General features: G+C 32.1%; 22 protein-coding genes and 1 tRNA gene. 12 read left to right on the plus strand and 11 right to left on the minus strand.

Annotated elements, in window-relative coordinates:
• Positions 1-27 precede the first annotated feature (27 nt).
• The 8 genes from BSF41_RS06425 to BSF41_RS06460 form a co-directional block, all read right to left on the minus strand.
• Positions 28-447, minus strand: a complete 420-nt coding sequence (locus BSF41_RS06425) for an arsenate reductase ArsC (RefSeq protein ID WP_095928688.1) — start codon at positions 445-447, stop codon at positions 28-30.
• 131 nt (positions 448-578) lie between these two features.
• Entirely contained in the window at positions 579-1,052 is a 474-nt protein-coding gene (locus BSF41_RS06430) for a DUF6428 family protein (RefSeq protein WP_095928689.1), read from the minus strand.
• A 59-nt stretch (positions 1,053-1,111) separates the two neighbouring features.
• Complete coding sequence (locus tag BSF41_RS06435) at positions 1,112-1,438, minus strand: helix-turn-helix transcriptional regulator (RefSeq protein ID WP_095928690.1); 327 nt, start codon at positions 1,436-1,438, stop codon at positions 1,112-1,114.
• A 122-nt stretch (positions 1,439-1,560) separates the two neighbouring features.
• On the minus strand, positions 1,561-2,661 hold the full coding sequence (locus BSF41_RS06440; protein WP_095928691.1) for a DUF1254 domain-containing protein: 1,101 nt from the start codon (positions 2,659-2,661) through the stop codon (positions 1,561-1,563).
• A gap of 58 nt (positions 2,662-2,719) precedes the next feature.
• Positions 2,720-4,120 (minus strand): DUF1254 domain-containing protein, encoded by a 1,401-nt coding sequence (locus tag BSF41_RS06445; RefSeq protein WP_095928692.1) that lies wholly within the window; start codon positions 4,118-4,120, stop codon positions 2,720-2,722.
• A 225-nt stretch (positions 4,121-4,345) separates the two neighbouring features.
• Positions 4,346-5,443, minus strand: coding sequence for an exopolyphosphatase (locus BSF41_RS06450; RefSeq protein WP_095928693.1), 1,098 nt, complete (start codon positions 5,441-5,443; stop codon positions 4,346-4,348).
• A gap of 336 nt (positions 5,444-5,779) precedes the next feature.
• A complete protein-coding gene (locus BSF41_RS06455; RefSeq protein ID WP_095928694.1) occupies positions 5,780-6,316 on the minus strand; it encodes a porin family protein in 537 nt (178 codons plus the stop codon).
• Positions 6,317-6,404: 88 nt separating this feature from the next.
• Complete coding sequence (locus BSF41_RS06460; RefSeq protein WP_095928695.1) at positions 6,405-7,541, minus strand: AraC family transcriptional regulator; 1,137 nt, start codon at positions 7,539-7,541, stop codon at positions 6,405-6,407.
• A 367-nt stretch (positions 7,542-7,908) separates the two neighbouring features.
• On the opposite strand from BSF41_RS06460, the gene BSF41_RS06465 reads away from it, so the two are divergent.
• Together BSF41_RS06465 and BSF41_RS06470 are read left to right on the plus strand one after the other, a co-directional pair.
• A complete protein-coding gene (locus tag BSF41_RS06465; protein WP_095928696.1) occupies positions 7,909-8,721 on the plus strand; it encodes an SUMF1/EgtB/PvdO family nonheme iron enzyme in 813 nt (270 codons plus the stop codon).
• A 181-nt stretch (positions 8,722-8,902) separates the two neighbouring features.
• Positions 8,903-9,544, plus strand: a complete 642-nt coding sequence (locus BSF41_RS06470) for a hypothetical protein (RefSeq protein WP_141248125.1) — start codon at positions 8,903-8,905, stop codon at positions 9,542-9,544.
• 81 nt (positions 9,545-9,625) lie between these two features.
• On the opposite strand, the gene BSF41_RS06475 is transcribed toward BSF41_RS06470, so the two are convergent.
• Entirely contained in the window at positions 9,626-10,669 is a 1,044-nt protein-coding gene (locus BSF41_RS06475) for a serine hydrolase (RefSeq protein WP_095928698.1), read from the minus strand.
• A 371-nt stretch (positions 10,670-11,040) separates the two neighbouring features.
• Between BSF41_RS06475 and BSF41_RS06480 the strand changes: the two genes are divergently transcribed.
• Positions 11,041-12,429 (plus strand): serine hydrolase, encoded by a 1,389-nt coding sequence (locus BSF41_RS06480; RefSeq protein WP_095928699.1) that lies wholly within the window; start codon positions 11,041-11,043, stop codon positions 12,427-12,429.
• A gap of 153 nt (positions 12,430-12,582) precedes the next feature.
• Here BSF41_RS06480 and BSF41_RS06485 read toward each other — a convergent pair whose 3' ends face one another.
• Positions 12,583-12,990 (minus strand): helix-turn-helix domain-containing protein, encoded by a 408-nt coding sequence (locus BSF41_RS06485; RefSeq protein WP_095928700.1) that lies wholly within the window; start codon positions 12,988-12,990, stop codon positions 12,583-12,585.
• A 399-nt stretch (positions 12,991-13,389) separates the two neighbouring features.
• Between BSF41_RS06485 and tssD the strand changes: the two genes are divergently transcribed.
• The 6 genes from tssD to BSF41_RS06515 are packed head-to-tail and all read left to right on the plus strand — an operon-like array spanning position 13,390 to position 19,066.
• On the plus strand, positions 13,390-13,788 hold the full coding sequence (gene tssD / locus BSF41_RS06490; RefSeq protein WP_095928701.1) for a type VI secretion system tube protein TssD: 399 nt from the start codon (positions 13,390-13,392) through the stop codon (positions 13,786-13,788).
• 12 nt (positions 13,789-13,800) lie between these two features.
• The gene (locus tag BSF41_RS06495) at positions 13,801-17,040 is read left to right on the plus strand and encodes a phage baseplate assembly protein V (RefSeq protein WP_095928702.1); all 3,240 of its coding nucleotides are present in this window, start codon (positions 13,801-13,803) and stop codon (positions 17,038-17,040) included.
• A gap of 9 nt (positions 17,041-17,049) precedes the next feature.
• Positions 17,050-17,838, plus strand: coding sequence for a hypothetical protein (locus BSF41_RS06500; RefSeq protein WP_095928703.1), 789 nt, complete (start codon positions 17,050-17,052; stop codon positions 17,836-17,838).
• A gap of 50 nt (positions 17,839-17,888) precedes the next feature.
• Positions 17,889-18,302, plus strand: a complete 414-nt coding sequence (locus BSF41_RS06505) for a hypothetical protein (protein WP_095928812.1) — start codon at positions 17,889-17,891, stop codon at positions 18,300-18,302.
• 24 nt (positions 18,303-18,326) lie between these two features.
• The gene (locus BSF41_RS06510) at positions 18,327-18,743 is read left to right on the plus strand and encodes a hypothetical protein (protein ID WP_141248126.1); all 417 of its coding nucleotides are present in this window, start codon (positions 18,327-18,329) and stop codon (positions 18,741-18,743) included.
• Positions 18,728-19,066 carry a DUF4280 domain-containing protein gene (locus tag BSF41_RS06515; RefSeq protein WP_095928705.1) on the plus strand — a complete coding sequence of 113 codons (339 nt, stop codon included), beginning with the start codon at positions 18,728-18,730 and terminating at the stop codon, positions 19,064-19,066. The genes BSF41_RS06510 and BSF41_RS06515 overlap by 16 nt, the downstream gene beginning before the upstream one ends.
• Before the next feature lie 380 nt (positions 19,067-19,446).
• Here BSF41_RS06515 and BSF41_RS06525 read toward each other — a convergent pair.
• Positions 19,447-19,519: transfer RNA gene (locus BSF41_RS06525), tRNA-Met, on the minus strand.
• A 117-nt stretch (positions 19,520-19,636) separates the two neighbouring features.
• Here BSF41_RS06525 and era point away from each other — a divergent pair.
• The 3 genes from era to BSF41_RS06540 all read left to right on the plus strand — a co-directional run bounded on the left by era (position 19,637) and on the right by BSF41_RS06540 (position 24,977).
• On the plus strand, positions 19,637-20,518 hold the full coding sequence (era, locus tag BSF41_RS06530) for a GTPase Era (protein WP_095928707.1): 882 nt from the start codon (positions 19,637-19,639) through the stop codon (positions 20,516-20,518).
• A gap of 237 nt (positions 20,519-20,755) precedes the next feature.
• Positions 20,756-22,069 carry a ribosome biogenesis GTPase Der gene (gene der / locus BSF41_RS06535; protein ID WP_095928708.1) on the plus strand — a complete coding sequence of 438 codons (1,314 nt, stop codon included), beginning with the start codon at positions 20,756-20,758 and terminating at the stop codon, positions 22,067-22,069.
• Positions 22,070-22,226: 157 nt separating this feature from the next.
• A complete protein-coding gene (locus tag BSF41_RS06540; RefSeq protein WP_095928709.1) occupies positions 22,227-24,977 on the plus strand; it encodes an outer membrane beta-barrel protein in 2,751 nt (916 codons plus the stop codon).
• Positions 24,978-25,034: the final 57 nt, after the last annotated feature.

Below are 25,034 nucleotides of genomic sequence, written 5' to 3' on the forward strand. Positions count from 1 at the left end.
AGCTTCAGATTGTTCTGAAGCTTTTTGTTATGCTAAATTTTCTGCTACAAAGTTTTTACAATAACCTTTTATCAGCTCTCTTACGCTTCTAAACTGCTCCATGATTTCAGAATCTGTTCCTATTGCTTTTGCAGGATCGGGAAAATTGTAATGAAATTTGACTGCTTTTGTTGGAAAAAATGGGCATCGTTCTTTAGCATTGTCGCAAACCGTAATCACAAAATCAAAATCAATATGCGTATATTCATCAATATTGTTCGAAGTATGATTTGAAATGTCTATTCCATCTTCCTTCATTATCAAAATGGCTTTTGGATTAACGCCATGAGTTTCTACACCCGCGCTGTAAACCTCAGCTTTATTTCCTGCAAAAAATTTCATGTAGCCTTCGGCAATCTGGCTTCTGCAGCTATTTCCTGTACAAAGTATTAGTATTTTCTTTTTCATAATTAAACAAATAACCAAATGATATTTATGATGCAGAATTTGGGTTCAAAACCGAAAATAAGTTGCAATAAAATAACGGATGAGGTTATTATAATTGGTTTCTTGTATTTAAAGATTTGTTCTTTCATTTTTTAGCAGCATCCAGAATTTGGAGTACAGCATGAAGCATTGTCATTGGTTAGTTGAGTAAGATTGATCTTTTGTTTTTCAGCAGGAATACCGCAAGCGTCTTGGGCTAAACAAGCTGTGGTTTTGTTTTTTAGGACAAAAGTTTTTCCGTTAAATTCTAAATCATATTTTCCAATTGTGGTGCTTTGGTATTCTACTTCAATTTCGAAGTCTTCGATGTTTAGCTTGTCTTCAGACAATTGAATGATGTGCAATAGTTTATTTGGTTTTAAACGATGCTCAAAATCATTGGCATCCCAAAGCTGAAAGTTTACTGCTTTTTCATTTCTGATTACTCCGCCGCAATCAATAAAATTTTTGGTAATTACCCCAACTTCTGTCACATGAAAATGTTCTGGTACAAAAGTTCCGTTTTCTAATTGAAATTCAACATTGTTCAATGTTGGTAAAATCTGTTTTATTTGTGATAATTTCATCTTGTTTTTATTTATTTGTTAATTGCAATATTACGATATAGTTACTCAAAAAAAATGTTTTAGCAACATTTTGATTTTGAAATGGTTTGTGTGATGTTTAAAAAATAGGAGTTTAAAATATCAATTGTTTTTTCGTCAATACAATAGCAAATTGCATTTCCAGAAATATTTCCTTTAATGATTCCAGCATTTTTTAACTCTTTTAAATGCTGAGAAACAGTAGGCTGGGCAAGAGGCAGTTCGTTTACAATATCGCCACAAATACATTCATTCACTTGCAGTAAATATTCGATTATGGCAATTCTTGCAGGATGTCCTAATGCTTTAGCAATTGTAGCAATTTGATTTTGTGCGTCTGTAAAATGTTCTGTTTTAGTTGCTCCCATAATTATTATATTAATATTGCAATATTACGATATAGTTTTTAAATGATGAAACTTTTCAGAGATTAATTTAAAATAAAAAGCTCCAGATTTCTCTGAAGCCTTAATTTTATTGATACTAGTATTTATTTAACCTCAACCGCTTCAGGAAATTTCCATGAGCCATTAAGTATTTCTTTCTGCGGACGATATAGTCTAACCCAATAATTCCAGCCTGGAGCGACAGGAATACAATTTGGTGTTTTTCCGTCACAGCCTCCAAACTGTATAGTGATCGATCCGTCAACATCTTTTTTCGCTGTAATATTATTTAAGGTATACATGTTAAGATCGTTTTTCTCAAAATAGCCTTCTTTATTGTATACACTTATAGACCAAAATCCATCAACAGGAACATTTTTAACTTTAAGTTTATAGACCGTTTTTCCGTCATTTTTTTTAGGATAAACAGAAAGATAAAGTGCGTCTTTTTCTGGATTTCCGCCCCATCCTGTTGCGCTTCCTAATAAATGGCGTGTTTCATCAACTTTACCTTTTAAGCCAAACATTCCTTTTGTATCAGATAATTTTTTAGAAACGCCAATTAAAGAATCTCTAACTTTTTTTTGACTCACTAGATCCCAATTTGGAACCGAAAAAGTTCCTTTATCTTTTTGGCTAATTTTAATTGCATCTTGCAATGCTGTAACTTTCGGTAAATCATTAGGATCGTTAGGATCAATAAAAGTTCTTATTCCTAACATCAGATAGCGTGTTCCGATTTTTTCCTTTGTAAAAGTAAAAGTTCCGGGAGCGTAATACGTTTCAGAATATTGATCTTCATCGATAGTCTGCATCGACATAAAACGTTTCCCTGGATCTGGTAGTGTAACGGTTATTGGTCCAGCATCGAGATCATAAACTCCAGAAGAATACAATACATCTCGGTTAGCACGAATTACAGCTTGTTTGTCAATTGGCATTAAAGTTCTATAATGATGTATATTACCAATACCGCCAGCATCTTTAACCGAAGTCGTAAAGTAAAGATCTGTTTCTGCGCGGTTAAAGTTTGATGCAGTAACCTTAACACTGTTTTTTTGTGTCAATGAATCAGCAGTTACAACAGTTGAATCTTTTACTGCTGAAGAATCGGTTTCTGATTTGTCATTATTCTGTTTGCAGGAAGAAATCAGTAATGATATCGTAACTAGAAATATTCCTGATAATAATTTGTAATTTTTCATATTATTTGAAATTAAAATTAGAAAAATGGTTATGATTTTATTTCTGAAATTATGATTTTCATTTTACAATTTCTGGAAGAGGCATTTTCCAAATATTATTAATAACGTTGGGCTGCGGACCGTAAATTCTCATTACAAACATGAATTTTTCGTCTTTAGGAGTCGGAAGCCAATTGCTTTCTTTGTCTTTTCCAGGAGAGCTTTTTTGTAAATAAATGATCAAATCTCCGTTAGATTCATATTTTAATCCTTTTGTTTTATTGCCAATAGAATATCTGTTAATTGGGTTTGGAATCAGAAAACGTTTAGGAAGATTATACATCGTGATGCTCCAAAAGTATTTGGCTTCAGGCAGTTGATCTTTAGTAAATTTTAAAACATAATTATTATTGCCTAAAAGCGGCTGATTATTTTTATCGACACTGCTTCCGGTATAAACGGCTTCTTCTTTAGTGTTTCCGTAAATTCCGGCAGCTGCGGCAATTGCACGGTTCAGAAAATTGTTTTTAAGTTCTGCGCGTGTACCGAAAAGGCTTCCCGCATCTTTGACATTATCTATTTTAGATTCCAGTTCTTGTTTGGCTTCAGCAATTCCTTTTTCAATTGCTTTTATCGTTTCAGGCGAGTATTTTGAACTGTCAAAAGGTTGTCCAGGCACAATTCCAATTTTAGCAAAACGTTTTCTCAGTTCTTTTTCGCTGCTGTCTTCGTTTGCGTATTGTAATAAAGCATTTAGCGCACTAATAAATTGAAGCGAGTTGTAATCGCTTTCTTTCCAGACTGGCAAAGGCAGATTGTATTTTTTTACAGGAGGAGCTGGATGTTTTGTATATTCATGCAGCGGAATTAATTTATACTGTGCCTGTATTTTTTTAAGATTTGATACATCGGCAGGATCGTGTAACTGAGTACGGCCTACGACAAATATTAAATTGGTTTCAGAATGTAAAACCTTATCAATGCCTTTAGGAGTTTCTCCTTTCCAATCTGGTCCTGCAATGAGATATTTACCTGCATTATTGCCAGTTGCTCGCGATCCTACATATTCAAAATTAAAAGTGTAGAGGTCTACAAACTGCATTACATAATATCGATCGTTTTCTATTTTTGGCACTTGAAGAATAACCGGCTCGTCTGAAACATTAATCGCTGCCATTGAGTACGGAGTATCGTTATTTATGGTTACTATTAAAGTATCTGCGGGAGTTGCACTGGTAGCTACGCTTTTGAATTTGTTAAATCCTGAGTATTCTTTAGCTTCCTTGTTGATTGCACTGGAGTAAATGGTTTTGTAATTATAAAATATGGGATAGCCATATATCCAAGCTTCTTTTGCAATAGCAGTTATGGAGTCAGTAGACAATGCATTTGCTGTTTCTTGATTATCTTTTGATGGTTCTTTCTTGCAGGCAGTTACTGCTAAAAGAGTTACGATAAAAAAAGCGGTTAAATTTTTCATAATCGGGAGATTTTTATGTTGTATAAGATTTTTTCCTGATTTTTAAAATTAGAGTTTAAAAGAAAAACTATGCTTTTTTGAATGGTAAATATGGTTGCAAATTATAAGTTGCAACCATTTTGAAATAGTAGAAGTTAGAAATATCAGTATGTTTTAAATTGAAATGAGAAGCAATAAAAAAAGCCCCAGATTTCTCTGAGGCTTTAAATATTCAAAAAAAACTTTTTAGAAATTAGTATTTATTTTTTTAGAACGATCTGCAATATAAGAGATTAGCCAGATTACTTGTCCTTCTTTTACAAACAGAATTTTCTTTGTTGCGTAGTCTGGAATACTTTCAAGACAAGTTACAAGGATGTTGTTTGCCGAAATCAAGTATTTTTGGTCGTAAGTGCTTAAAACTCTCGCAGCTTCTTTATTTGTTTTGGCAAGATTAGTAAACTTGTTAAAGTTGTTTTTAAGAATAGCATCATAATCGATAACATCTTGAAGAGTTAGAGCAACATAATGTTCTTTATTCACATTTTCGTCATAGAAAAGAGTTGAAAATGCCCAAACAGCTCCACCAGATAAGTATAATTTATCCTTTTTTGCTAAAGGAGGATTCGCATCAAATAATTCTTTTGTCTTTTTACGTAGAATTACATTATAGTCAAAAGATTTTTCCTGATAAGTCGACATATCGTTTACCTGACTTTTGTTTACCACTGTTTTTTCTACAGCATCAGTAAGTGTCATTGTACCAAAACTAAGCTCTAAAGGAATAAACTCTAATTTACCGTCTTTAAGTTCGTCGATATAACCTCCTTTTGTAGTTTGAGCACCAATATCAAGAAGGAAAGCATTAGCAAAATCAACAGGTGGTATAGCACCTTTTACAAGTGTTTTTGCTTCTTCATTAACATCTAATACTTCTAATTGCTTTCCAGTTAAAATCGCAATTTTATTTTTTAAAACATCTAAGTTACGTGCAGAAGCAAAAACAGGAGCCGCTACAACAAAAATGTTTTCTTCAAGAATTTTGTTTTCAGCTTTAATTTTTTGCAATTGGTTAGTAACTATAACACTAGTTCTAGTGATATCTTCTTGTGTAAGTTCACCGTTAGCAGTAATATGGTCAGCAAACGGAATTCTTTCAGTCCAGAAAGAAAGAATTTTGTAATCAGCTTTTCTGATGTTATTTACATCAATTACAGAAACTTTAATAGCTCTACGTCCAATTTCGATTCCGGCGTAAACACTTTTTTGAGAAAATAAATTGACAGAAAAAAATAAGGCTAAAAGGGCAAAAAATAAGAATTTGGGGTTGTGTTTGTTTTGCATTGTGTTGAATTGTAATTATAATATAATTTGTTTTTAAAAGATTATAAAGTTACTTTTTGTGGTATTGATATGAAAATCATAATTTTAGAATGAAAACAAATGGTTTCATTACGGAATTGCGAATTTAAGAAAACATTTAATAATATAAAATCAGTTACTAAGAAAACATGATATTAAATTATTGTAAAGAAATAACGGGTTTTATATAAATAAAGTATATTTATAAAAAAAGCTCCAGATTTCTCTGAAGCTTTAATTAAAATCTATACTCATCGGTTATTATGATCTTCTTTTTCTAAGGAGTTCCAAGTGTAAAAGCGATGAGAGTATTAAACTTTAGAAAAAGAAGTAACCAACAGATACTTGAAATACTCCATTTCTATTGTCAGTATCAACTTTAGTTATTCCCAAGTTATATCTAGCACCAAAATTAAGTCCGTTTTCTAATTTATAGCCTACGCCAAAATTAGCGCCAAAATCAAAAGTAGTAAATGAGTTTGTTACTTTCACGCCTTCATTTTTCGCAGAAAGTAAAAAACCTATTTGCGGTCCGGCTTCAAGACTTAATCCTTTTGTTACGTAATATTTTCCCATTAAAGGAATGTTCAAATAATTCATAGCAACAACATCATTATTGAAGCTATATCCTTGACGCGAATACATTATTTCAGGCTGGAAGGAAAATTTATCAGAAATTGGAATTTCCGATACAACACCAAAATGATATGATGTTACATAATCAATGTTGTTGGTGTTACTTCCATTAACAGTTGAAAAGTTTAAACCTGCTTTAGCTCCAAATTTAATTTCTTGGGCATTAACATTTGCAAATCCTAAAACTGTAAAAACAGCTAGCAATAAAATTTTTTTCATAAAAATTGATTTGAATTATTTGAAGCCAAAATTGGCATAAGAAAAATTAGAAAAGGTTTCAAAAACTCAAAAATGTATAAAATGGTACTTATTTGAGGTTATTTTTATACTCATTTGGTGTTTGGCCAGTAAGTTTTTTAAAAGCTTTATAAAAAGTTGTTTTGGAAGTAAAGCCAGATTCTAGACCCATTGCAAGCAAATTATAGTTTTCATATTCAGAATTTGAAATCATTTCCTTAACCGCTTCAACCCGATATTTGTTGATGTAGTTGGCAAAGTTATCTTCTGTTATTGTGTTTACAATTAGAGAAACATATCCTGGGCTTATACCTAATTTTTCGGCAACTTTTTCTCTGTTTAATGTACTGTCAGTATAAATGTGCTGCTCTTTGCAAAGAAGTTCTAGTTCTTGAAAGTAAAGATTATCTGCCGTGATAGATTCACTGTATTCTTCGCGAGTGTCATTTTCAATAATTTGAAGATTGGCGGGCGAAATGGCTAAATCTCTGTTTAAAAAATTGTAAACCGCTTCGTGGTCTTTGGCCAGCTTGTATTTATAAATGCCAATATAAGCAGTCCAATGAATTATGAATGTGGCAAAAAAAGCCAAGATGCTCATCGTTGCAGAAAGGTCAAATGGAAAAATCTTGTTGGCTAGGGCAATAATAAGAAAAGCGAATAATGATGAAGAAACAATTGTTAATAGGATAAAGATCCAATTTTTTTCTTGTGGATCTTTTAAATGTCTTAGCATAAAATAAGAGTAACACAGCAAAAAAGGCATGAATGTAATGGCTAACACAAGATGAATCAGACCCAGTATTTTGAGTAAACCAGAACCCGATTCAGGAATAGTATAAAGTCCAGCAACACGATCCAGATCGCACGCAATATTAAGGATAGCGGTATAGGCAAAGGGAATAAAACACAAATACGATTTTTGCTTGCTTTTTATACTATCGTCAATTCTATTTATAATAAAAAGGAATATAAAAGCAGCTATTAGAAATGTCCATTCGATATGATCAATAAAGCGAAGGAAAGGGTAAGGAGTAAACGCATCTTCAACCTCAAAAACATGATTCAGTAAAATAATGGAAAGTGTAAAAAGTAAACCTGCTAGATATTTATTTGAATTACTATTGAAAATGGAAGACTTTAAAATAATAAAGCCTAAAACTATTCCCTGAAAAACCGCAATATTTAAAAGTGTGGTATAAATCACGTTTTGGTATTTAGTTGTTTTTAAGTTTTGTTTTTGGAATGTAATTTTAATGATGCTATTTTTTAAAATATAGCTAATTTCATATTAAATGACAGAACGAATTTATAGTAATGCAAATTGTTTTCTTAGCAGATTAAGAAATGATTAACTAAAATTAAGAAAGAATTATAAGATACTTTTGTCTAGGGCGACATGGAGGTTTATTGGAAAAGTTTTATTTGGAAAAGGCAAAAAAGTTTAGGATTTTTTTAAGAGATTTTGTCTTTGTCACAAGGAATTTTGTTTCTTAAACTATCGTAGTATTATACAAATTTGGATAGATTTGTGTAGTTGTCAGATATAGTGACAGTACTTTTAAGCAAACCATATGAAAACACAATTACTTATAATCTTTCTTGGACTTTTGGTATTTACTTCCTGTAAAGACGACAATCTTGACTGGATTTTCGTAGAGGGTGGCACTTTTGAACAAGGCAAAAACCAAATCGTCATTAGCCCTAAAGGAGACACCATAAATGGTTTTACGAGTCCGCACCGAATGGTTGAACTCGATGATTTTTATATAAGTACATATGAAATAACGGTTAAACAGTTTAGGGAGTTTTGTGAAAAAACGGGAAGAAAAATGCCAGACGCACCTACAGAAAATGCACATGGAGTAAAAGTATATTATAAATGGATAGACGAAAATCCGATGCTTGCCACATGGGATGAAGCAAATGATTATGCAAAATGGGCAGGAGGAAGATTACCAACAGAAGCAGAGTGGGAGTATGCTGCTAAAGGTGGAAAGAAAACTAAAAACTACAAATATAGCGGCAGTAATAATCCAATTGAGATTGGTTGGGTAAAAGAAAACTCAGATAGTATTTTTCATAAAGTGGGACTTCTTAAACCGAATGAACTAGTAATTTATGATATGACTGGTAATGTCGGGGAATGGGTTTCTGATTGGTATAACCCCGAGAAGGATAGTTTAGTAAGCAAACACAATCCTCAAGGACCACCGGAAGGAGAAGGATCATATAAAATCTCGAAAGGTGTAAGTTGGTTTTACGAAACCCAAAGTGCAGATGGAAAACCATTAGAATACGGAATTCATATGCCGGAAGTGAGATACCAATCTCCAAAAGATACACGAAACGATGGATTTGGATTTAGAATCGCAAAAGACAAATAAAAACTGCTAAACCGAGGTATTTTTTTGCCTAATAATCCTCATAAAATAGTTAAGTAGGCAAATGGAAATATTAGTTTATAAATACAGACAGAATGTTGTAGGATTTGAAGATGTGATACTTGTAATTATTCCTTTAATTTGAGAACATTCTGTAGAGCAGATCATATAAATGTTAAGTCATATGAGAAAAATCATTACAAGATTGATATTATTGATCTCTATTCTATCTTTTGCACAAAAGAAAGGCAATTGGAATGAAGTTACAATTAAAACTTTAGACTCAATACAAAACGAATTAGAGCCAGAACAAATCGAGTGTTTTAAATTATTAATTTCAAAAAGAGAAGATTACCAAACTCAAAAACGAATTGATACAACAAGTTCAACAATTTTAATAGTTGAGGGATATAATTTTTTGGAAAGCAAATATGGAATTTATGAAGATTTTCTTTTCGATAATAATCATATATACTCTTACGGAAATGATGCTAAAGAAATTGGAGTAAGTTTCAACGATTATGAAGATTTTATAAAACCTGTTCTCAATAAAAAAGCTTTGGACTCTATTGGACCAAGAAAGTACAAAGTAGTTTTTGGTTGTTCGCCTACTAAAAGGACAATGAGGAAATCAAGGAAAATAATTAAAATGGCTCAAAAAGAAGGAATTATACTCGAAAATTATGTAAAAATATTAACCTTGATTGAAAATAGAACTGGAAAAATAAAAATCTCATTTTTGATTCCAAAAGCAGGAAAAAGAGAAGTTCAAATTTCTTACGGACCTTATTACTCAGAAAAGAAATTGGAATATTGGCTGAATTAAATGGCTATAAGTTATTATTAAAGCTTAAAAGCATTTAAAATAACATTGGTAATTATAAAGTAAGTTGTCCCGTTTTTTGGTTTATTTTTTTATATCATCATACAATTTATTGACTACATTTTCTAAAATTTCTCCTGTTTCATTAAAGCTTGTATTTGTAATTATGGATATCCCTATGCTTTGTTTAGGATAAATTACAAACCAATTCTGCATTCCGTATATACCTCCGTGATGTCTATAAATTAATTCTTTTTCATTTTCTATGATGTACCAATGATAGCCTTCCCAAAAATCAGAACCTTCTTTGTATAATTTTCTATGCGATTCATTTACAATAGGATTTGACTTGTCTAGTTGCAATTTCATATATTTTACTAAATCCGTAGGCGTAGAATGCAATCCCGAAATTCCGCCCCATAAAGTTCTAGTGAAGTTAGGCATTAACTCTTTTTTATCATTATAGCCTTTTACCAATCTTGTTTTATCATTTTCAGTTAGTGTAAACTTGGTTTGGTTCATTTTATTTGGTTTCAAAATAAATTCAATTACCAATTCCTCATAAGGCTTTTGATACACTTTTTCAAGTATGTATGCTGTCAACTCGGGAGCAGTATTGGAATAGGAATATACTTCTCCAGGTATCGTTTCAATTTTGATTAGTTTTAGTCCTTCAAAAAAAGCCTTTTTATTTTCGCTTTTTATAGGGAAATTAGGAAAACCACTTGTATGTGTAATAAGGTGTTTGATTTTTATAGGTTCGCCTTTAAATTCTAAATTAGGATAAGGTTCATCGAGGTAAATTCTAATATCGTCCTCTAAATTTATTTTTTTATCAAGCACCGCTTTAGCGGCTACATAACCTGTAAAAGTTTTAGTTACCGAAGCCAATTCGTAAAGTGTAGAATCGTTTGGTTTATTTCCTTCTCCGATCGTTAATTCACCAAAATGTTTTATTGTGGCTTCTCCATCTTTAAACACTGTAATGGAAACAGAATGAAATCTTTTGTCCTCTAATAACTTAGCCGCGTTATTTGTAATCGCATTTTCAACAATTTGTTTATTAGTTTTATGAACACTGTTACAGGCAAGTATTGTGAAAAATAAAATAGCGGTTAAATATTTCATTGTCGTAAGGTATAGTTTAATTCTCTGGTTAAGTTGTTAAAAGTTTAAAGATTTTCGACTTTTCTAGTGTAAATGGGGTAGAAATGTCATTCTTTCTTTGTTTCCAAAAATAGGATTTTTATTTCGTAAACATTAAAAAGGCATTTTTATTTTTTGAATACTTTTCGTGTTAACATTAATGTGAATTTCGATTGTTTATCTAAAGTTTGTATTCGAAAAATTATATATTTGAAAGATAAATAATGTATGAGATTTATCACATATAGCTACCCAAATTTGGATGGCTTTATATGGTTTTGTCACACATATAAATAAGTTGGTGGCAATTTTGCGAGCCATCTCACCTGCATTAATTAACCAGAAATAAAAAAATGAAATTAACAATTACAATCGGACTTCTTTTAGTTGCACATCTTACATTTGGACAAGATCGAATTCAAAAAATCGACAGTTTACTCAATTCTCTTTATTCAAAAGAGAAAATCAATGGAAATGTTCTAATTGCAGAAAAAGGGAAAGTTATTTATAGCCATAGTTTTGGACTTGCAAATGAAACAACAAAAGAAAAATTGAACGAAAATTCGATTTTTGAATTGGCATCTTGTTCAAAGCAGTTTACAGCTATGGGGATAATGATACTTAAAGAAAAAGGGAAGTTGAATTTGGACGATGACATCACAAAATACTTACCCGAACTTTCTTTTTATAAAGGAGTAACGGTAAAAAACTTATTGAATCATACCGGAGGTCTGCCAGACTACATGCAGCTTATGGATAGTTTATTTGACAAATCTAAAATTGCCACTAACAAAGACATAATTAATATATTTAGTAAACATCAACCAAAAATACTATTTGAGCCAAATACTAAATGGGAATATAGCAATACGGGCTATGCACTATTGGCATCAATAATTGAGAAAGCATCGGGTATGACATACGCTGACTATCTAAACAAGGCTATTTTCCAACCGTTGAAAATGAAAAATACCTTTGCGTACAATCGTAGATTATCGCCAAAGAAAATTGACAATTATGCTTTTGGTTATGTTTACTCAGATAGTTTGAAAAAATATGTTTTACCAGACGAATTGGAAGAAACTAAAATTGTTATTTGGCTTGATGGTGTTGTTGGAGATGGAGGAGTTAATTCAACTGTAAACGATTTATTGATTTGGGATAGAGCATTATATACCAATAAATTACTCACAAAAGAGGATATGAAAGCAGTTTTTGAATTAGCAACTTTGAAAGACGGAGCTAAAAGGAATTATGGTTTTGGTTGGGGAATTGAAGAAAATGCTGATTTTGGAAAAATTGCAAACCATGATGGGGGGTGGCCAGGCTATGTGACTTTTATTGATAGACATATTACAAATGATAAAACAATAATAATACTTCAAAATCACAGCAACGTTTCAATTCCTTCTAAGGCAATTAGAAGTATTCTATATAATAAACCATTGCCTGTGCAAAAAATCAGAAAAGAAATTAGTATTACTCCTGAAGAACTTCAAAAGTTTGTTGGGACTTATGTAGTTGAAAATGAGTATGAAATAAAAATTTCATTAGATAAAGATCAGCTTTTTTCACAATTGACAGGACAAAATGCATACCGAATATTTGTAGAAAGTGAAATGTTATTTTTCTACAAAGTAGTAGATGCACAAATTCAGTTTGAAAAGAACGAAAAAGGAGAAATTTCAAATTTGTTTTTATTACAGAATGGAAAAAAGATCGAAGCAAAACGTATGAAATAGAAATCCTATCACTCCGATATTTAGACAACGATAGCGCAGATTTGCAATCTGTGCCCACAAAGAGAATCAGGGAAAGTGTAATAAAAAAGCTTCAGAGAAATCTGAAGCTTTTTTATTACAACTGTGGTATCTGTATTTAAATTAATATATGCTTTATTTATTGATTAGCTTTTCAAGCCTTTCCATCATTTCGTCTTTTTCTTTCAGCATTCGTTCATACAAAGCAATTTTTTCTTCGTGAAGTTTTAAAACCTCTTGAATAGGGTTAAATACTGGATGTAAATTAATTGCGGAAGCTCCATCTTTAAAATCTGAAAATGTATTGGAAATAATATTTACAGCCTGTTCTTCATCAAAGTTTTGAAAAGCTTCGACAGGAATTTTCAATACTGTAGAAATTTGTCTAAGTATATTATCTTCAATTACATCTTTCTGCTCCAATAAAGAGATTTTCTTTTGATTCCAGTCTTCTCCCAGATCATAAGCCAGTGCTTCCTGCTTTATGTTAAGCATTTCTCTAAAACGTTTTACGTTTCTTCCCTGATGTATTTTCTGTTCCATAATAAGTTTTGATTTTCCAAAAGCTCAAAGATAAAGCCATTCGGATTAAAGACTGAATTTCAAAGATAAAAAAATATCTGTAAATATTCTTTTTGTCAGATATTATATCTGTTTTTAAATAAATTATCCATGTTCTGAGGAGTTTTTTGAATTGAGGTAGCAACTTTACAAAAAAGTTGTATGTAATAAAAAAAGCTTCAGAGCAATCGGAAGTTTTTTTTGTTAGTAAGAATTATTTTTTAATAAAAAAAAACAATATTTTTCTTACAATGTAATAAAAATTTATATATTAGCAATATATTTAAATGTAATATTTTTATTGCTTAAATACCACTTCTCATTATTGATTAAAGTTAGAAATATTATTTCATGACAGCTTAAATCAATACCTATATAAATATGAGTTTTTTAGCAAAGCTAGAATTAGACAATGAAACATTTAATGTTTTAGAGTTTGAGATCCATTTTACCCAACAGACAGACAGTAATGGCAAACCGGCAAGTAAGACAAAAGGAGGCCATATCAAATTAGTTGTAGAAAGCACACAAACCGATTTGTTTTCGGACTGGATGGTTTCTAAAACCAGCGTAAAAGACGGCAAGATTATTTTTTATCGCAGAGATGCTATGAGCACCATGAAAAATGTTGCCTTTAAAAAAGCCTATTGCATTTCTTTCAGAAAAAAGTTTCAGAGTGAGGGAGCTTCGCCTATGACAACTGAAATTCTGCTTACTTCAAATGAAGTTAAAATTGGCAATACCATATTTGAGAGCAATTGGAAAACAGATAACCTTTAATCCAGCTGCATCATGGCTTTACAAACTATTACCGCAATAAAAATTGGACAGACTGTAATCACCAATTTTACCAGCTTAAAAGTCGTGCAGAAAATTCACGACCACCATACTTTTTCTCTAGAAGTAAGACAGGATTTCTTAGTAGAAGAGTTTAAGAGTATTATGCCTGTTTCTCAGCAGTTATATGGCGAGAGAATAAGCATTGAGATAAAACCGATTGATGGGCTTAATGACCCGCTCATTATGGCAGACCCTAAAAATTATATCATGCAGTTTTATGGTATAGTTTCAGGCGTCAGCATGAAAAAATCTTGCATTGACAATATCGAAGAAAGTTTTTTGATAGAAGGATACAGTACTTCTTTTCTGCTGGAAAACGCACCAGAATCTAACTCCTTTACAGGAATGACGCTGAGTGATATTGTTAGCAGAGTAAAAACGGGCTACAATATTGATATGCAGATAAGACCTTTTCATGATGCAATTATCCCGTATACAGTACAATATAACGAAAGCTGTTTTGCTTTTTTAAACCGTCTGGCAATGCGCTATGGGCAATATTTTTATGATAACGGCAGAGTCTTAATTTTTGGAGATTCTGCAGATATCATCCAGCCGCACCTGATTTACGGCGTAAATATGCATGAGTTTAGGTACAGTATTAAACTAATGCCTACTTCCTTTACCGTTGTAGAAAATGACAATCGCGATGGCAGCTACAGTACAGATAATACAATAAATTACCGAAAAGAGCTTGATGGCTTCCATCAAAATTTCATCAATAAGTCTAACGCTGTTTACAGTAAAAAAACGGTAATGCAGCTCAATCAAAATGCCGTTGACGGGCACGGAAGCCTTACAGGTGAAGTATATACCCAGAATAAAATGCGTGCTGTATTAAGCGGTTTGATGGAGATTATCGCATCAAGCGAAGTGCCAGGCGTTACGGTTGGAAATAACGTTAGAGTAAGCGGAGTAGACAAACAGCATGAAAGCTTTTATCGCGTAACCGAAATTGTACATTCTTGTGACGATGGCGGTGGTTATGAGAATCATTTTAAGGCAGTAAATACCAGCGACTCGGTGTTTTCGCCTAAAACAAATCCTGATTTAATACCTATTTGCGGCAGCCAGACCTCGGTGGTTATCGCCAACGCAGACCCCGACGGACTTAGTGCCGTAAAAGTGCAGATGCCATGGCAGAAATTAAAAGGAGAATCAACGCCCTACATTCCCTTAGTGCAGGAATACAGCGGAAACGGCAGAGGCAGGCATATTCTGCCCGAAGTAGGCGATATGGTATTTGTAGATTTTCAAGGCAATAATGCCGAATTGCCAATTGTAGTGGGAACTATGACCAGCCGAAAAGAAAAAAGCGGCTATGGTACGGAAAATAATGATATTAAGGCGCTCCATACCAGAAGTAACAATCTTTTATTGATGAACGATGCTCAAGGAAGCGTATTATTGCAGGACTCTGCAAAAAGCTTTTTACAATTTGACGGCAAGCGCAAAATAGAATTAAACACAGATATTTTTGAAATCAATGTAAAAAAGCTAATTATAAACGCATCACAGAGCACGGAAATTACTACAAACGATTATGTGCTCAATGCCTTAACCCGTATTTATATTTTAAGCAAAACCATGCAGCAGAAAATATCTGGATTTATGAACCTGTTTAGCGGTACAGCACTTATAAACAGCAATGACAAAATAGATATTGAAGCAAAAGTAACCAAACTGCATGGTAAAGAAAAGGCTCTTTTACATTCAGATAAAGAAGCGGTTGTAAACAGTACAGGAACCGCAAAAATGCATGGTGCAGAAGGAAACAGCCTTACTAATACTGCAAAAGAGATAGAAGCATCGTCTACAGATTCTATAGCGCTGGCGGTTGTTTATTTTAGACCGCTTTCTTCATGGAATGGAGAATTTGGATTTGACTGGCTAAGAGAAAAAGATAATGGATTAGCTGATCCAAATGATCCTGCTTATGACAGTATTATTGAGGGAGGATATAAGGACGGTCTAAGCAACTTAACATCGGGAGCTAGTGGAACGGCGTATGCACAGTTAAAAACTGAGTACGAAAATATTCCTATTACCAGAAAACCAATTCTTGCTGGTATTAATTCCCCTGCAACAATGCCTTCTCCAGATTATTTTGTCCCTTATCTTACTTTGTTTTCTGAGGAATTTATAAGTTTAATGCCTGCTACAGTAATTAATAAGCCAACATATCAAGCAGATTTAAAAATATTAGTTGATATAGAAGAAGAAATTGACAAATTAGAATTTGATTATGATAGTACGTTGTTTATTATTGATAAAATAACTCTTCAAGATAAAAGTAAAACAACAGGTTTGGTGAATTCTGCTGACAACACTATAAAAATTAAATGCCTTAAAGATTTAGATAGTGATAAAGAAATTAGAATTTATGTTTATCCAAAAGGAAGTACCGTAAAAACATCTGCGGAACAATTACTTGAACGGAAGTTGGCAGGAAAAATAATAGTACTTAGAAATGACAGCACCGCTAGAAAAAATCAAAAATTTGTTTTAGTGCCTGTAAAAACTAGTATAGCTAGCTTGAGAGTAAAAACTGGGTCGGCATCTCCAATTGAACAAAAGAGATTGCAACAAGGATTACATCAATGTTTAATTACAAGTGAAATTTATACTGGATTACCTTTGGATTTAACTGGAGATTCAAAATTTAAGGTACTAACTAATCCGTCAGGGAATCAAATTTATGGGGAATATATTTTTAATAATATAAGTGGTAGTACACAGCATACAGGGGGTAATATAAATGAAGATAAAACAGGTATATTTGATTATATAAGAAATTTATATATAAATCAGAATCCACAGTATACAGACTACTATACTATATTTTGCTTTGATGAAAATACGTATGATAGTTTTGACAATCCTTTTACTGGTAGGGCAGCGGCAGTACCTGGCCAAGTGCAAGATGTCAATATTAAAAATGTTTTTTTATTTAACGGAATTCGAGGAGCAATAAGGAACGACGATACAATTACACATGAGGGGCTTCATGGTTTAGGATTGTATCATACGCATCTAGATAGTACACCTATTTTAGAATCAAATATAAAATACGTTTTTGCTAATGGAAATATAAATTTAGCGAACTCTACAGATAATTTTATGAGCTATGGGTCAAAAGTAAAAAAATCAACTTGGAAATGGCAATGGAATATAGTTCGAAGTAATGTTTAAATAAAAAATATGAAACAATTTGCATTAGCAGTAATCTTTTTACTTATTCTAAATACTTGTAAAGCCCAAGAAAGAAATAGTAAAATTAATTTGAAAACAATGAAAACATTTGATATAAAAAAATTTGAAGAAAATAAAGGGAAGCAGGGTTTTGCGAATGAATACCGTTATATACTAGCGAATAAACTTAATGTAAGAGAATTGGATATTACAAGTAATGCAACGCAAAATATTAAGACCTACCAACGAGAAGTTACCAAAGAGTTTGATCCAAACCAATCCGTTTATAACTATTATAAAACTGGAAATATTAGAGAAGAAATTTTATTATTTAATGATTCAGAGATCAAAATTCTTAATTATGATGAATCTGGAAAATTAGTAAATGAAATAAATTTTGATACAATATTCAAGCATTCATTTAAAGAAATTCGAGACATTGTTTTGAAGGAAAAAAACGTTGACATTTATGATACCAGACAAGCTACCGCTTTAAGACATGATACACCTGATGCAGTAATCAAAAAATATTATCAAATTCATGTAATTAAGAGTGAGCTAATAGACGGACAGTGGTATGCTCAACCTAATTATAGTTTTATTATTGATGATGCAACTGGTAAAGAATGGGATCCGAAGGTAGAAGCAGAAAATAATTCCTATTACAAGACCTACAAAGGCAAGGACTACACCAAAAAAGAATGGGAAATTTTTGAAGAAGAGTGGCATAAAAATTATGAGGAAAATAAAAACAAAGGTTTTTGGGATGATATATTTAAACGACCTGGTAAAAAATAATGAAGTCAATAAATAAAAAAAGAAGTGTAATTTATAAACACACAAAAAAGATGAAAAATTTAATTTTTTTAATACTATTGATTTGTGCTTTTTTGGTTTCTTTTAAAACAAAAAATTCAAGAAACAGCCAAAGTTCTTTTGATTATTATTTTGCAAATTCTAAAAATAGATGGAGTGATAAAGAAAAATTTGGTAAATGGATTGAAAAGCAAGATACGGTAATTTTTACTTTAGGCTATTTCAGAGGAGATTGTTGTGGTAGTATTCCTGAGCCCAAAAATATGTTTGCGGAAATAGTTAATGATACTATTTATTATGATTATAGAAATGAAATAGATCCTGATTGTGATAGTAGTATTGGAATTTGCGGTGCCGTAATTGATTTTGTGATAAATAAAAATAAGTATCCTAATTATAAAAAATTTATATGGAAGTACAGAAAAAAGCCTCAAAAGGATTATTGAATTAAACATTAATAAAGATAACTCATGAATAATATTTTTATTGCCTTGTTGTTGTTTGCTAGTTTTATCATGAAAGGTCAAAATATTAGAGGGAAATTTTTTGTTGCTCAAACAGGTATTGCTTGTAAGGAATATTCAGGCGGCGGTGGATGTGAAATGAGATATTACTGTTATTTAGAATTTCAAAAAAAATATGTTAATGTATTTTACAGGACTATTTATAGATGTTCTCCAAAAGAAATGGAATCAACTTATGATAGCTCTCCTTCTAAAATAAAAAAATATATGTGGAAAAAAGAAGGCAGAACAATATCAATTAACGGATTTACAGATTATGATGTATTAAAAATAGAATCAGGTAAATTGATTGGCACAAAAAAGATAAATTATCAGCAAAATGAAATAATAGAATTTAAAGAAGAGCCATGCCAGAAAAAATAACAGAGTCAGCAATTCTAATCTGCAATAAAGGAGCAAAACCCAGCAAACTAAAAGTAACAAGTCAGGATTTTTGCATGGCAGAGAGCAAATTAATTGCTACAGAAAATGATAAACAGGCTGAAACTAATATTCCTAACTTTAGTGCTTGCAGTATTACGAGAAGCCAATGCAATCCTGCTGTAATTAAATGGGAGAATACAGCAGAAAAAGATACAATTAATAATTATAAAATTCTTACAGATAAATCTACTTGTCAATGTAGTATCGGCGGTAAAATTTCAGTTCAATTTAAAGGATATAGTGAAAAACATAATCTTGATTGAAAAGAAAAGTTTTATATGAGAAAAAAACTAGATTTTAATATGCGAAGCTTTAAAATAAATTGAATAAACTACGCATATCGAGAATGCTATTAAACCAATATATAATCCATTAGTAGAACCGTTAAATTTTATAATCCATATATCTAAGAAAAGACCTAATCCTATTAAATTATAAAGAAAAGAAAGTGAATTAACCATTCCTTTATGAAATGTTTTACCAAATTCAGAATTGTAAAATGTGTTTTGAAAGGTCTTTTCGATTAGAATAAATGCCAAAGAACATTGCAATTAAAAGGTTTAAAAATTCCATAAAATAATTGGTTTTTGATTTTAAGCAAAAAAAAAACACCACTTGTAATAAGTGGTGTTTTTTACTTTAGTAGCGGGAACAGGACTCGAACCTGTGACCTTCGGGTTATGAGCCCGACGAGCTGCCTACTGCTCTATCCCGCGATGTTTCGGGTGCAAAGATACGTCGATTTTTGAGAAATCCAACGAAAACTTTAAAAAATGTTTTATTTTCTGTATTGAGTTGATATGACTACCTTTGCAAAATAAATAAAGCAAAAAATGTCACATAAAGCAGGTTTCGTAAATATTATCGGAAATCCAAATGTTGGAAAATCAACATTGATGAACGCTTTCGTTGGAGAACGATTGTCGATCATTACATCAAAAGCACAAACTACACGTCATAGAATTCTAGGAATCGTAAACGGAGAAGACTTTCAGTTAGTTTTGTCTGATACTCCTGGAATCATCAAACCAGCATACGAAATGCAGGAATCGATGATGAACTTCGTAAAATCGGCTTTTGAAGATGCAGACATTTTAATCTATATGGTCGAAATAGGCGAGCAAGATCTAAAAGACGAAGCTTTCTTTAATAAAATCATTCATGCCAAAATTCCCGTTTTATTACTTTTAAATAAAATAGATAATTCTAATCAGGAACAATTAGAAGAGCAGGTTTCTTTTTGGAAAGAAAAAGTACCAGATGCAGAAATTTTCCCGATTTCGGCTTTACAGAATTTTAATGTTCCAGAAGTTTTCGGAAGAATTATCGAATTATTGCCAGAATCTCCAGCTTATTATCCGAAAGATCAGTTGACAGACAAGCCAGAACGTTTCTTTGTTAACGAAACTATTCGTGAAAAAATCTTATTGAATTATAGCAAAGAGATTCCATACGCGGTTGAAATCGTAACAGAAGAATTTTTTGAAGATGAAAAAATCATCAGAATCCGTTCGATTATTATGGTAGAACGTGAAACTCAAAAAGGAATTATTATCGGACATAAAGGTGCCGCTTTAAAGAAAGTTGGAACCGATGCTCGTGCCGATTTAGAGAAATTCTTCGGAAAACAAATTCACATTGAACTAGTCGTAAAAGTGAATAAAAACTGGAGAAGTAACGCCAATATGCTAAAACGATTTGGTTACAATCAATAAAGCTTTTAATTGTTTCAAGTTTCGGGTTTCAAGTTTTATCGCAGACGTAAAACTTGAAACCTGAAACTTGAAACAAAATAATTAAAAAACTTAGGTACTTAGAATCTTAGCGTCTCAGCAACTTTTTTTAACTACCTTTGCAAAAAATTTAAATAAGGCATTTTGGATTACAAGTGATTAGGTTTTTAGGAAGCTAAGAATCTGAAATTTAAAGTCTAAAATCTAAAAATCAATAAAATGAGTAATAACATTGTTGCGATAGTAGGAAGACCTAATGTAGGGAAATCGACCCTTTTTAATAGGCTGATACAAAGAAGAGAAGCTATTGTAGATTCAGTATCTGGGGTTACCCGTGATAGAAACTATGGTAAAAGCGAGTGGAACGGAAAAGAGTTTTCTGTCATAGATACAGGTGGATACGTTCGCGGAAGCGATGACGTATTTGAAGGTGAAATCCGTAAGCAGGTAGAACTTGCTATCGACGAAGCCGATGTTATTATTTTTGTGGTTGATGTTGAAGAAGGAATTACCCCAATGGATGAAACTGTTGCAAAATTACTTCGTAAAGTAACAAAACCAGTTTTATTGGCTGTAAATAAGGTTGATAATGCTATGCGCGAAAAAGACGCGGTAGAGTTTTACAATCTTGGTTTAGGTGAATATTATACATTCGCAAGTATTTCTGGAAGTGGAACGGGAGATTTATTGGATGCTTTAATTGATGCTTTCCCAGAAAAACCTGAACCAGAAACGCCAGAAGTTGAATTGCCACGTTTTGCAGTTGTAGGACGTCCAAATGCAGGAAAATCTAGTTTTATCAACGCCTTGATTGGTAAAGATCGTTATATTGTTACCGATATTGCTGGAACAACTCGTGATGCAATTGATACTAAATTTGACCGTTTTGGTTTCGAGTTTAACTTGGTTGATACTGCCGGTATTCGTCGTAAAGCAAAAGTAAAAGAAGATTTAGAGTTTTATTCTGTAATGCGTTCTGTGCGTGCGATTGAGCATGCAGATATCTGTATTTTAGTTATCGATGCAACTCGCGGATTTGAAGGTCAAGATCAGAGTATTTTCTGGTTGGCAGAGAAAAACCGTAAAGGGATTGTAATCTTGGTGAACAAATGGGACTTGGTAGAAAAAGATACGATGTCTACTCGTGATTACGAAGAGAAAATCAAAAAAGAATTGATGCCTTTTACAGATGTGCCAATTTTATTCGTTTCTGCTTTAACAAAACAGCGTTTATTAAAAGCATTAGAAGCAACAGTTCAAGTTTTCGAAAATAGAAAACAAAGAATTGCAACTTCAAAATTCAACGAGTACATGTTAAAAGTGATTGAGGCTTATCCGCCGCCAGCAACAAAAGGAAAATATGTAAAGATTAAATATTGTATGCAATTGCCAACACAAACACCTCAGTTTGTATTTTTTGCCAATATGCCACAATATGTTAAAGAACCATATAAAAGATATCTCGAAAATAAAATTAGAGAAAAATGGGATTTTGCAGGAGTTCCGATAGATATTTATATTAGAGAAAAATAAAAAAAGAATCCCCTTGAATTAGGGGATTTTTTTATGTTTGGTGTCTAGATAATTAAAAGATCAATTTTTTATTGGCATTATATTTGGATAAATGTAAAAAATACAATTAAACCTTTTGCGTTTTTTAAAGTCTTACTGATCTAACTAACCTAATTTTATGACCAGAATTTATTCATTACTATTGTTTTTAGCCTTTGTATATTCGGCAAATGCCCAGAACAATATTGTTATTAAAGGAACTGTAGTCGATATTAACTCGCAACTTCCGCTAGAACTCGCCACCGTTTATTTTACAGCGGTAAAAGATTCAACCATTATTGAATATGCTACGACCGATAAAAACGGAAATTTCATTATCAATACTAAAAAGTATGATAAGCCCGTTTTTCTGAAAGTAAATTATACGGGATACCAAGCGTATTACGAAGAACAAAAAGGACTTACAGAAAGTAAAGATTTTGGTAAATTGTACATGCTTGAAAATGCAAATGTCTTAAATGAGGTAATCATAAAAAGCGAAGCACCGCCCATTACCATCAAAAAAGATACATTAGAATTTAACGCCGGATCTTATAAAGTGCGTCCAGATGCAAATGTGGAAACTTTATTGAAACAGTTGCCAGGATTTGATGTTGACAATACAGGAAAAATTACCGTAAATGGACGAGAAGTCAATCAAGTTTTAGTGAACGGAAAAGCATTTTTTGATAAAGATGGAGCTATTGCGATTAAAAACCTTCCGGCAGATATTATTAAAAAAGTTCAGGTTTCTGATTTTAAAACCAAAAAAGAAGAACTTTCTAAACAAGAATCTACTTCAGATTATTCGAGTATAAATATTACAATCGACGAAAAGAAAAACAAAGGGTATTTTGGTAAAGTACTTGGAGGATATGGTTCAGACGAACGCTATGAAAGTAGTTTGATGATGAATTTCTTCAAGAACAAACAAAAAATTAGTGTTTTAGCATCTTCAAATAATATCAACTCAACCGGATTCTCTATGGATGAGGTGTTTGATAATATGGGAGGAGGAAGAAATGCAAAAGGAGGCAGTCAAGGTGCGAGCAGTGGAGGAAAAGGGATTACACAGTCGACTTTGGCTGGGATTAATTATTCTGACGATTGGACAAAAGATTTGGAGTTTATGAGCAGTTATAACTTTACAAATGCGGTGACTAAAAATGACAGCAAATCCAACCAGCTTAGTTTTTTGCCAACGGGAAATATCTTGACAGAAGCCGATTCTAAAACTAGAAATGAAAATACAGGAAACAAGGCCAATTTTGAATTAGAATACAAAATCAATCCTACGATGCAGATTGTTTTTGCTCCTAAATTGAATTTATCGGAATCAAATAGTAATTCGTCTTCTTCGACTTTCTCTGAAAATGAAAATGGCGATGCGTTGAACGAAAGTACGGCAACATCGCATGCCGAAAGTTCAAATACAAGTTTTGCCAACAGCATTAATTTCAACAAAACGTTTGAAAAAAAGTCGCGAAATTTAAGTGTAGTTTTTAATAACAATAACACTAAAAATGATTCGAACGGTATCAATATTTCTGAGACGATTTTCTATCAGGATAATAAACCGAACGACGAAAGAAATCAGAACGCAAAAAATACTTCAAAAAGCGATGCTTATTCACTAGATTTAGAATATACAGAGCCAATTACAGATTCGCTTCGCGTTCGTTTTGGTACCGATTTTGACTGGCAAAGTTCGATGAACGATCAAAAGACATTTAATTTTGATGATGCTTCACAAGACTATTCAGATTTAAATTTGTCCTTAACAAATTATACCACATCCAAACAAAATTCGATTACACCAAAAGTTGGTATCAGTTGGCAGAAAAGTAAATACACGCTTAATATCAATTCTAGAACATCAATTGTAGAGTTTGATAATCATTCTTTTTATTTAAATCAAACAACCGATTTGAATAAAAGATACATGCTTCCGTACGGAACGGCACAACTTCGATATAAATTTAATCGTTCTAAAAATTTAACTTTTAAATACGATTATTCTAATGCGCTTCCGTCGGCAACACAATTAATGCCAGTTGCAGATTTAAATAATCCGTTGAATAGTGTAATTGGTAATCCAAATTTAAATCCGATTGAGAAAAATACGGCAGGAATCGATTTTAAAAACTTTGACTTTAGAACACGTTCTGGCTATAGCCTGTTCCTTAAAGGAGATTACTACAATAATGATATAGTTTCAACTTCTATTTATGATGATAGCGGAAAAAGAAATACAACTTATGTAAATATTTCGGGAACGTATTCGGCTTCTGTTGGAGGAAACTGGAATCAGCAGGTTAAAAAAGATGCTCATACTTTAAGATATGGCTTGCGTTTAAGCGGTAATTATAATTTTGATAAAGGATTTACAAATGCTATTATGTACAATGCAAAATCGGTTGTAATTACGCCAAGTGTTTATGCTTCTTATGATTATGGAGAAGTGCTTTCAATCGCGCCATCTTATAGTTTATCGTACAACGAAACACGATATGAAAACTATTCTAGAGATGCGACTTCAAACGTAATTCATAGAATTAATTTGCAGACAACATCCTATTGGCCTGCTAATTTAATTTTCGGAAATGATTTTGGATATACTTATAATTCTAATATCTCAGACGATTTCAAAAAAGATTTCTTCCTTTGGAATACGAGTCTTTCTTACGGATTTTTGGATAAAAAATTATATGCAAAAGTGAAAGTGTATGATGTTTTAAATCAAAACCAAAGTGCCACAAGAACCATTTCGCCAACCTCAATTCGAGATGAAGAAAATACAGTTTTAAAACGCTACGTAATGTTTTCTCTAGCCTATAAAATTGGAAACTTTGCTGAAAGCAAAAAAGGAAGAAAACAGAGAGGATCGTGAGTTTTTTTTAGGTTCTGAAGTACTGAGATGCTAAGGTTCTAAGGCTCAAAGATTAAA

It is taken from the genome of Flavobacterium sp. ACN2 (assembly GCF_002303885.1).
In the GTDB taxonomy this organism is placed as follows: domain Bacteria; phylum Bacteroidota; class Bacteroidia; order Flavobacteriales; family Flavobacteriaceae; genus Flavobacterium.

Bases quoted from the DNA above. Each gene is read 5' to 3' on its own strand.
- BSF41_RS06425 (WP_095928688.1), bottom strand. From the start codon at position 447: ATGAAAAAGAAAATACTAATACTTTGTACAGGAAATAGCTGCAGAAGC.
- BSF41_RS06430 (WP_095928689.1), bottom strand. From the start codon at position 1,052: ATGAAATTATCACAAATAAAACAGATTTTACCAACATTGAACAATGTT.
- BSF41_RS06435 (WP_095928690.1), bottom strand. From the start codon at position 1,438: ATGGGAGCAACTAAAACAGAACATTTTACAGACGCACAAAATCAAATT.
- BSF41_RS06440 (WP_095928691.1), bottom strand. From the start codon at position 2,661: ATGAAAAATTACAAATTATTATCAGGAATATTTCTAGTTACGATATCA.
- BSF41_RS06445 (WP_095928692.1), bottom strand. From the start codon at position 4,120: ATGAAAAATTTAACCGCTTTTTTTATCGTAACTCTTTTAGCAGTAACT.
- BSF41_RS06450 (WP_095928693.1), bottom strand. From the start codon at position 5,443: ATGCAAAACAAACACAACCCCAAATTCTTATTTTTTGCCCTTTTAGCC.
- BSF41_RS06455 (WP_095928694.1), bottom strand. From the start codon at position 6,316: ATGAAAAAAATTTTATTGCTAGCTGTTTTTACAGTTTTAGGATTTGCA.
- BSF41_RS06465 (WP_095928696.1), top strand. From the start codon at position 7,909: ATGAAAACACAATTACTTATAATCTTTCTTGGACTTTTGGTATTTACT.
- BSF41_RS06470 (WP_141248125.1), top strand. From the start codon at position 8,903: ATGAGAAAAATCATTACAAGATTGATATTATTGATCTCTATTCTATCT.
- BSF41_RS06475 (WP_095928698.1), bottom strand. From the start codon at position 10,669: ATGAAATATTTAACCGCTATTTTATTTTTCACAATACTTGCCTGTAAC.
- BSF41_RS06480 (WP_095928699.1), top strand. From the start codon at position 11,041: ATGAAATTAACAATTACAATCGGACTTCTTTTAGTTGCACATCTTACA.
- BSF41_RS06485 (WP_095928700.1), bottom strand. From the start codon at position 12,990: ATGGAACAGAAAATACATCAGGGAAGAAACGTAAAACGTTTTAGAGAA.
- tssD (WP_095928701.1), top strand. From the start codon at position 13,390: ATGAGTTTTTTAGCAAAGCTAGAATTAGACAATGAAACATTTAATGTT.
- BSF41_RS06495 (WP_095928702.1), top strand. From the start codon at position 13,801: ATGGCTTTACAAACTATTACCGCAATAAAAATTGGACAGACTGTAATC.
- BSF41_RS06500 (WP_095928703.1), top strand. From the start codon at position 17,050: ATGAAACAATTTGCATTAGCAGTAATCTTTTTACTTATTCTAAATACT.
- BSF41_RS06505 (WP_095928812.1), top strand. From the start codon at position 17,889: ATGAAAAATTTAATTTTTTTAATACTATTGATTTGTGCTTTTTTGGTT.
- BSF41_RS06510 (WP_141248126.1), top strand. From the start codon at position 18,327: ATGAATAATATTTTTATTGCCTTGTTGTTGTTTGCTAGTTTTATCATG.
- BSF41_RS06515 (WP_095928705.1), top strand. From the start codon at position 18,728: ATGCCAGAAAAAATAACAGAGTCAGCAATTCTAATCTGCAATAAAGGA.
- era (WP_095928707.1), top strand. From the start codon at position 19,637: ATGTCACATAAAGCAGGTTTCGTAAATATTATCGGAAATCCAAATGTT.
- der (WP_095928708.1), top strand. From the start codon at position 20,756: ATGAGTAATAACATTGTTGCGATAGTAGGAAGACCTAATGTAGGGAAA.
- BSF41_RS06540 (WP_095928709.1), top strand. From the start codon at position 22,227: ATGACCAGAATTTATTCATTACTATTGTTTTTAGCCTTTGTATATTCG.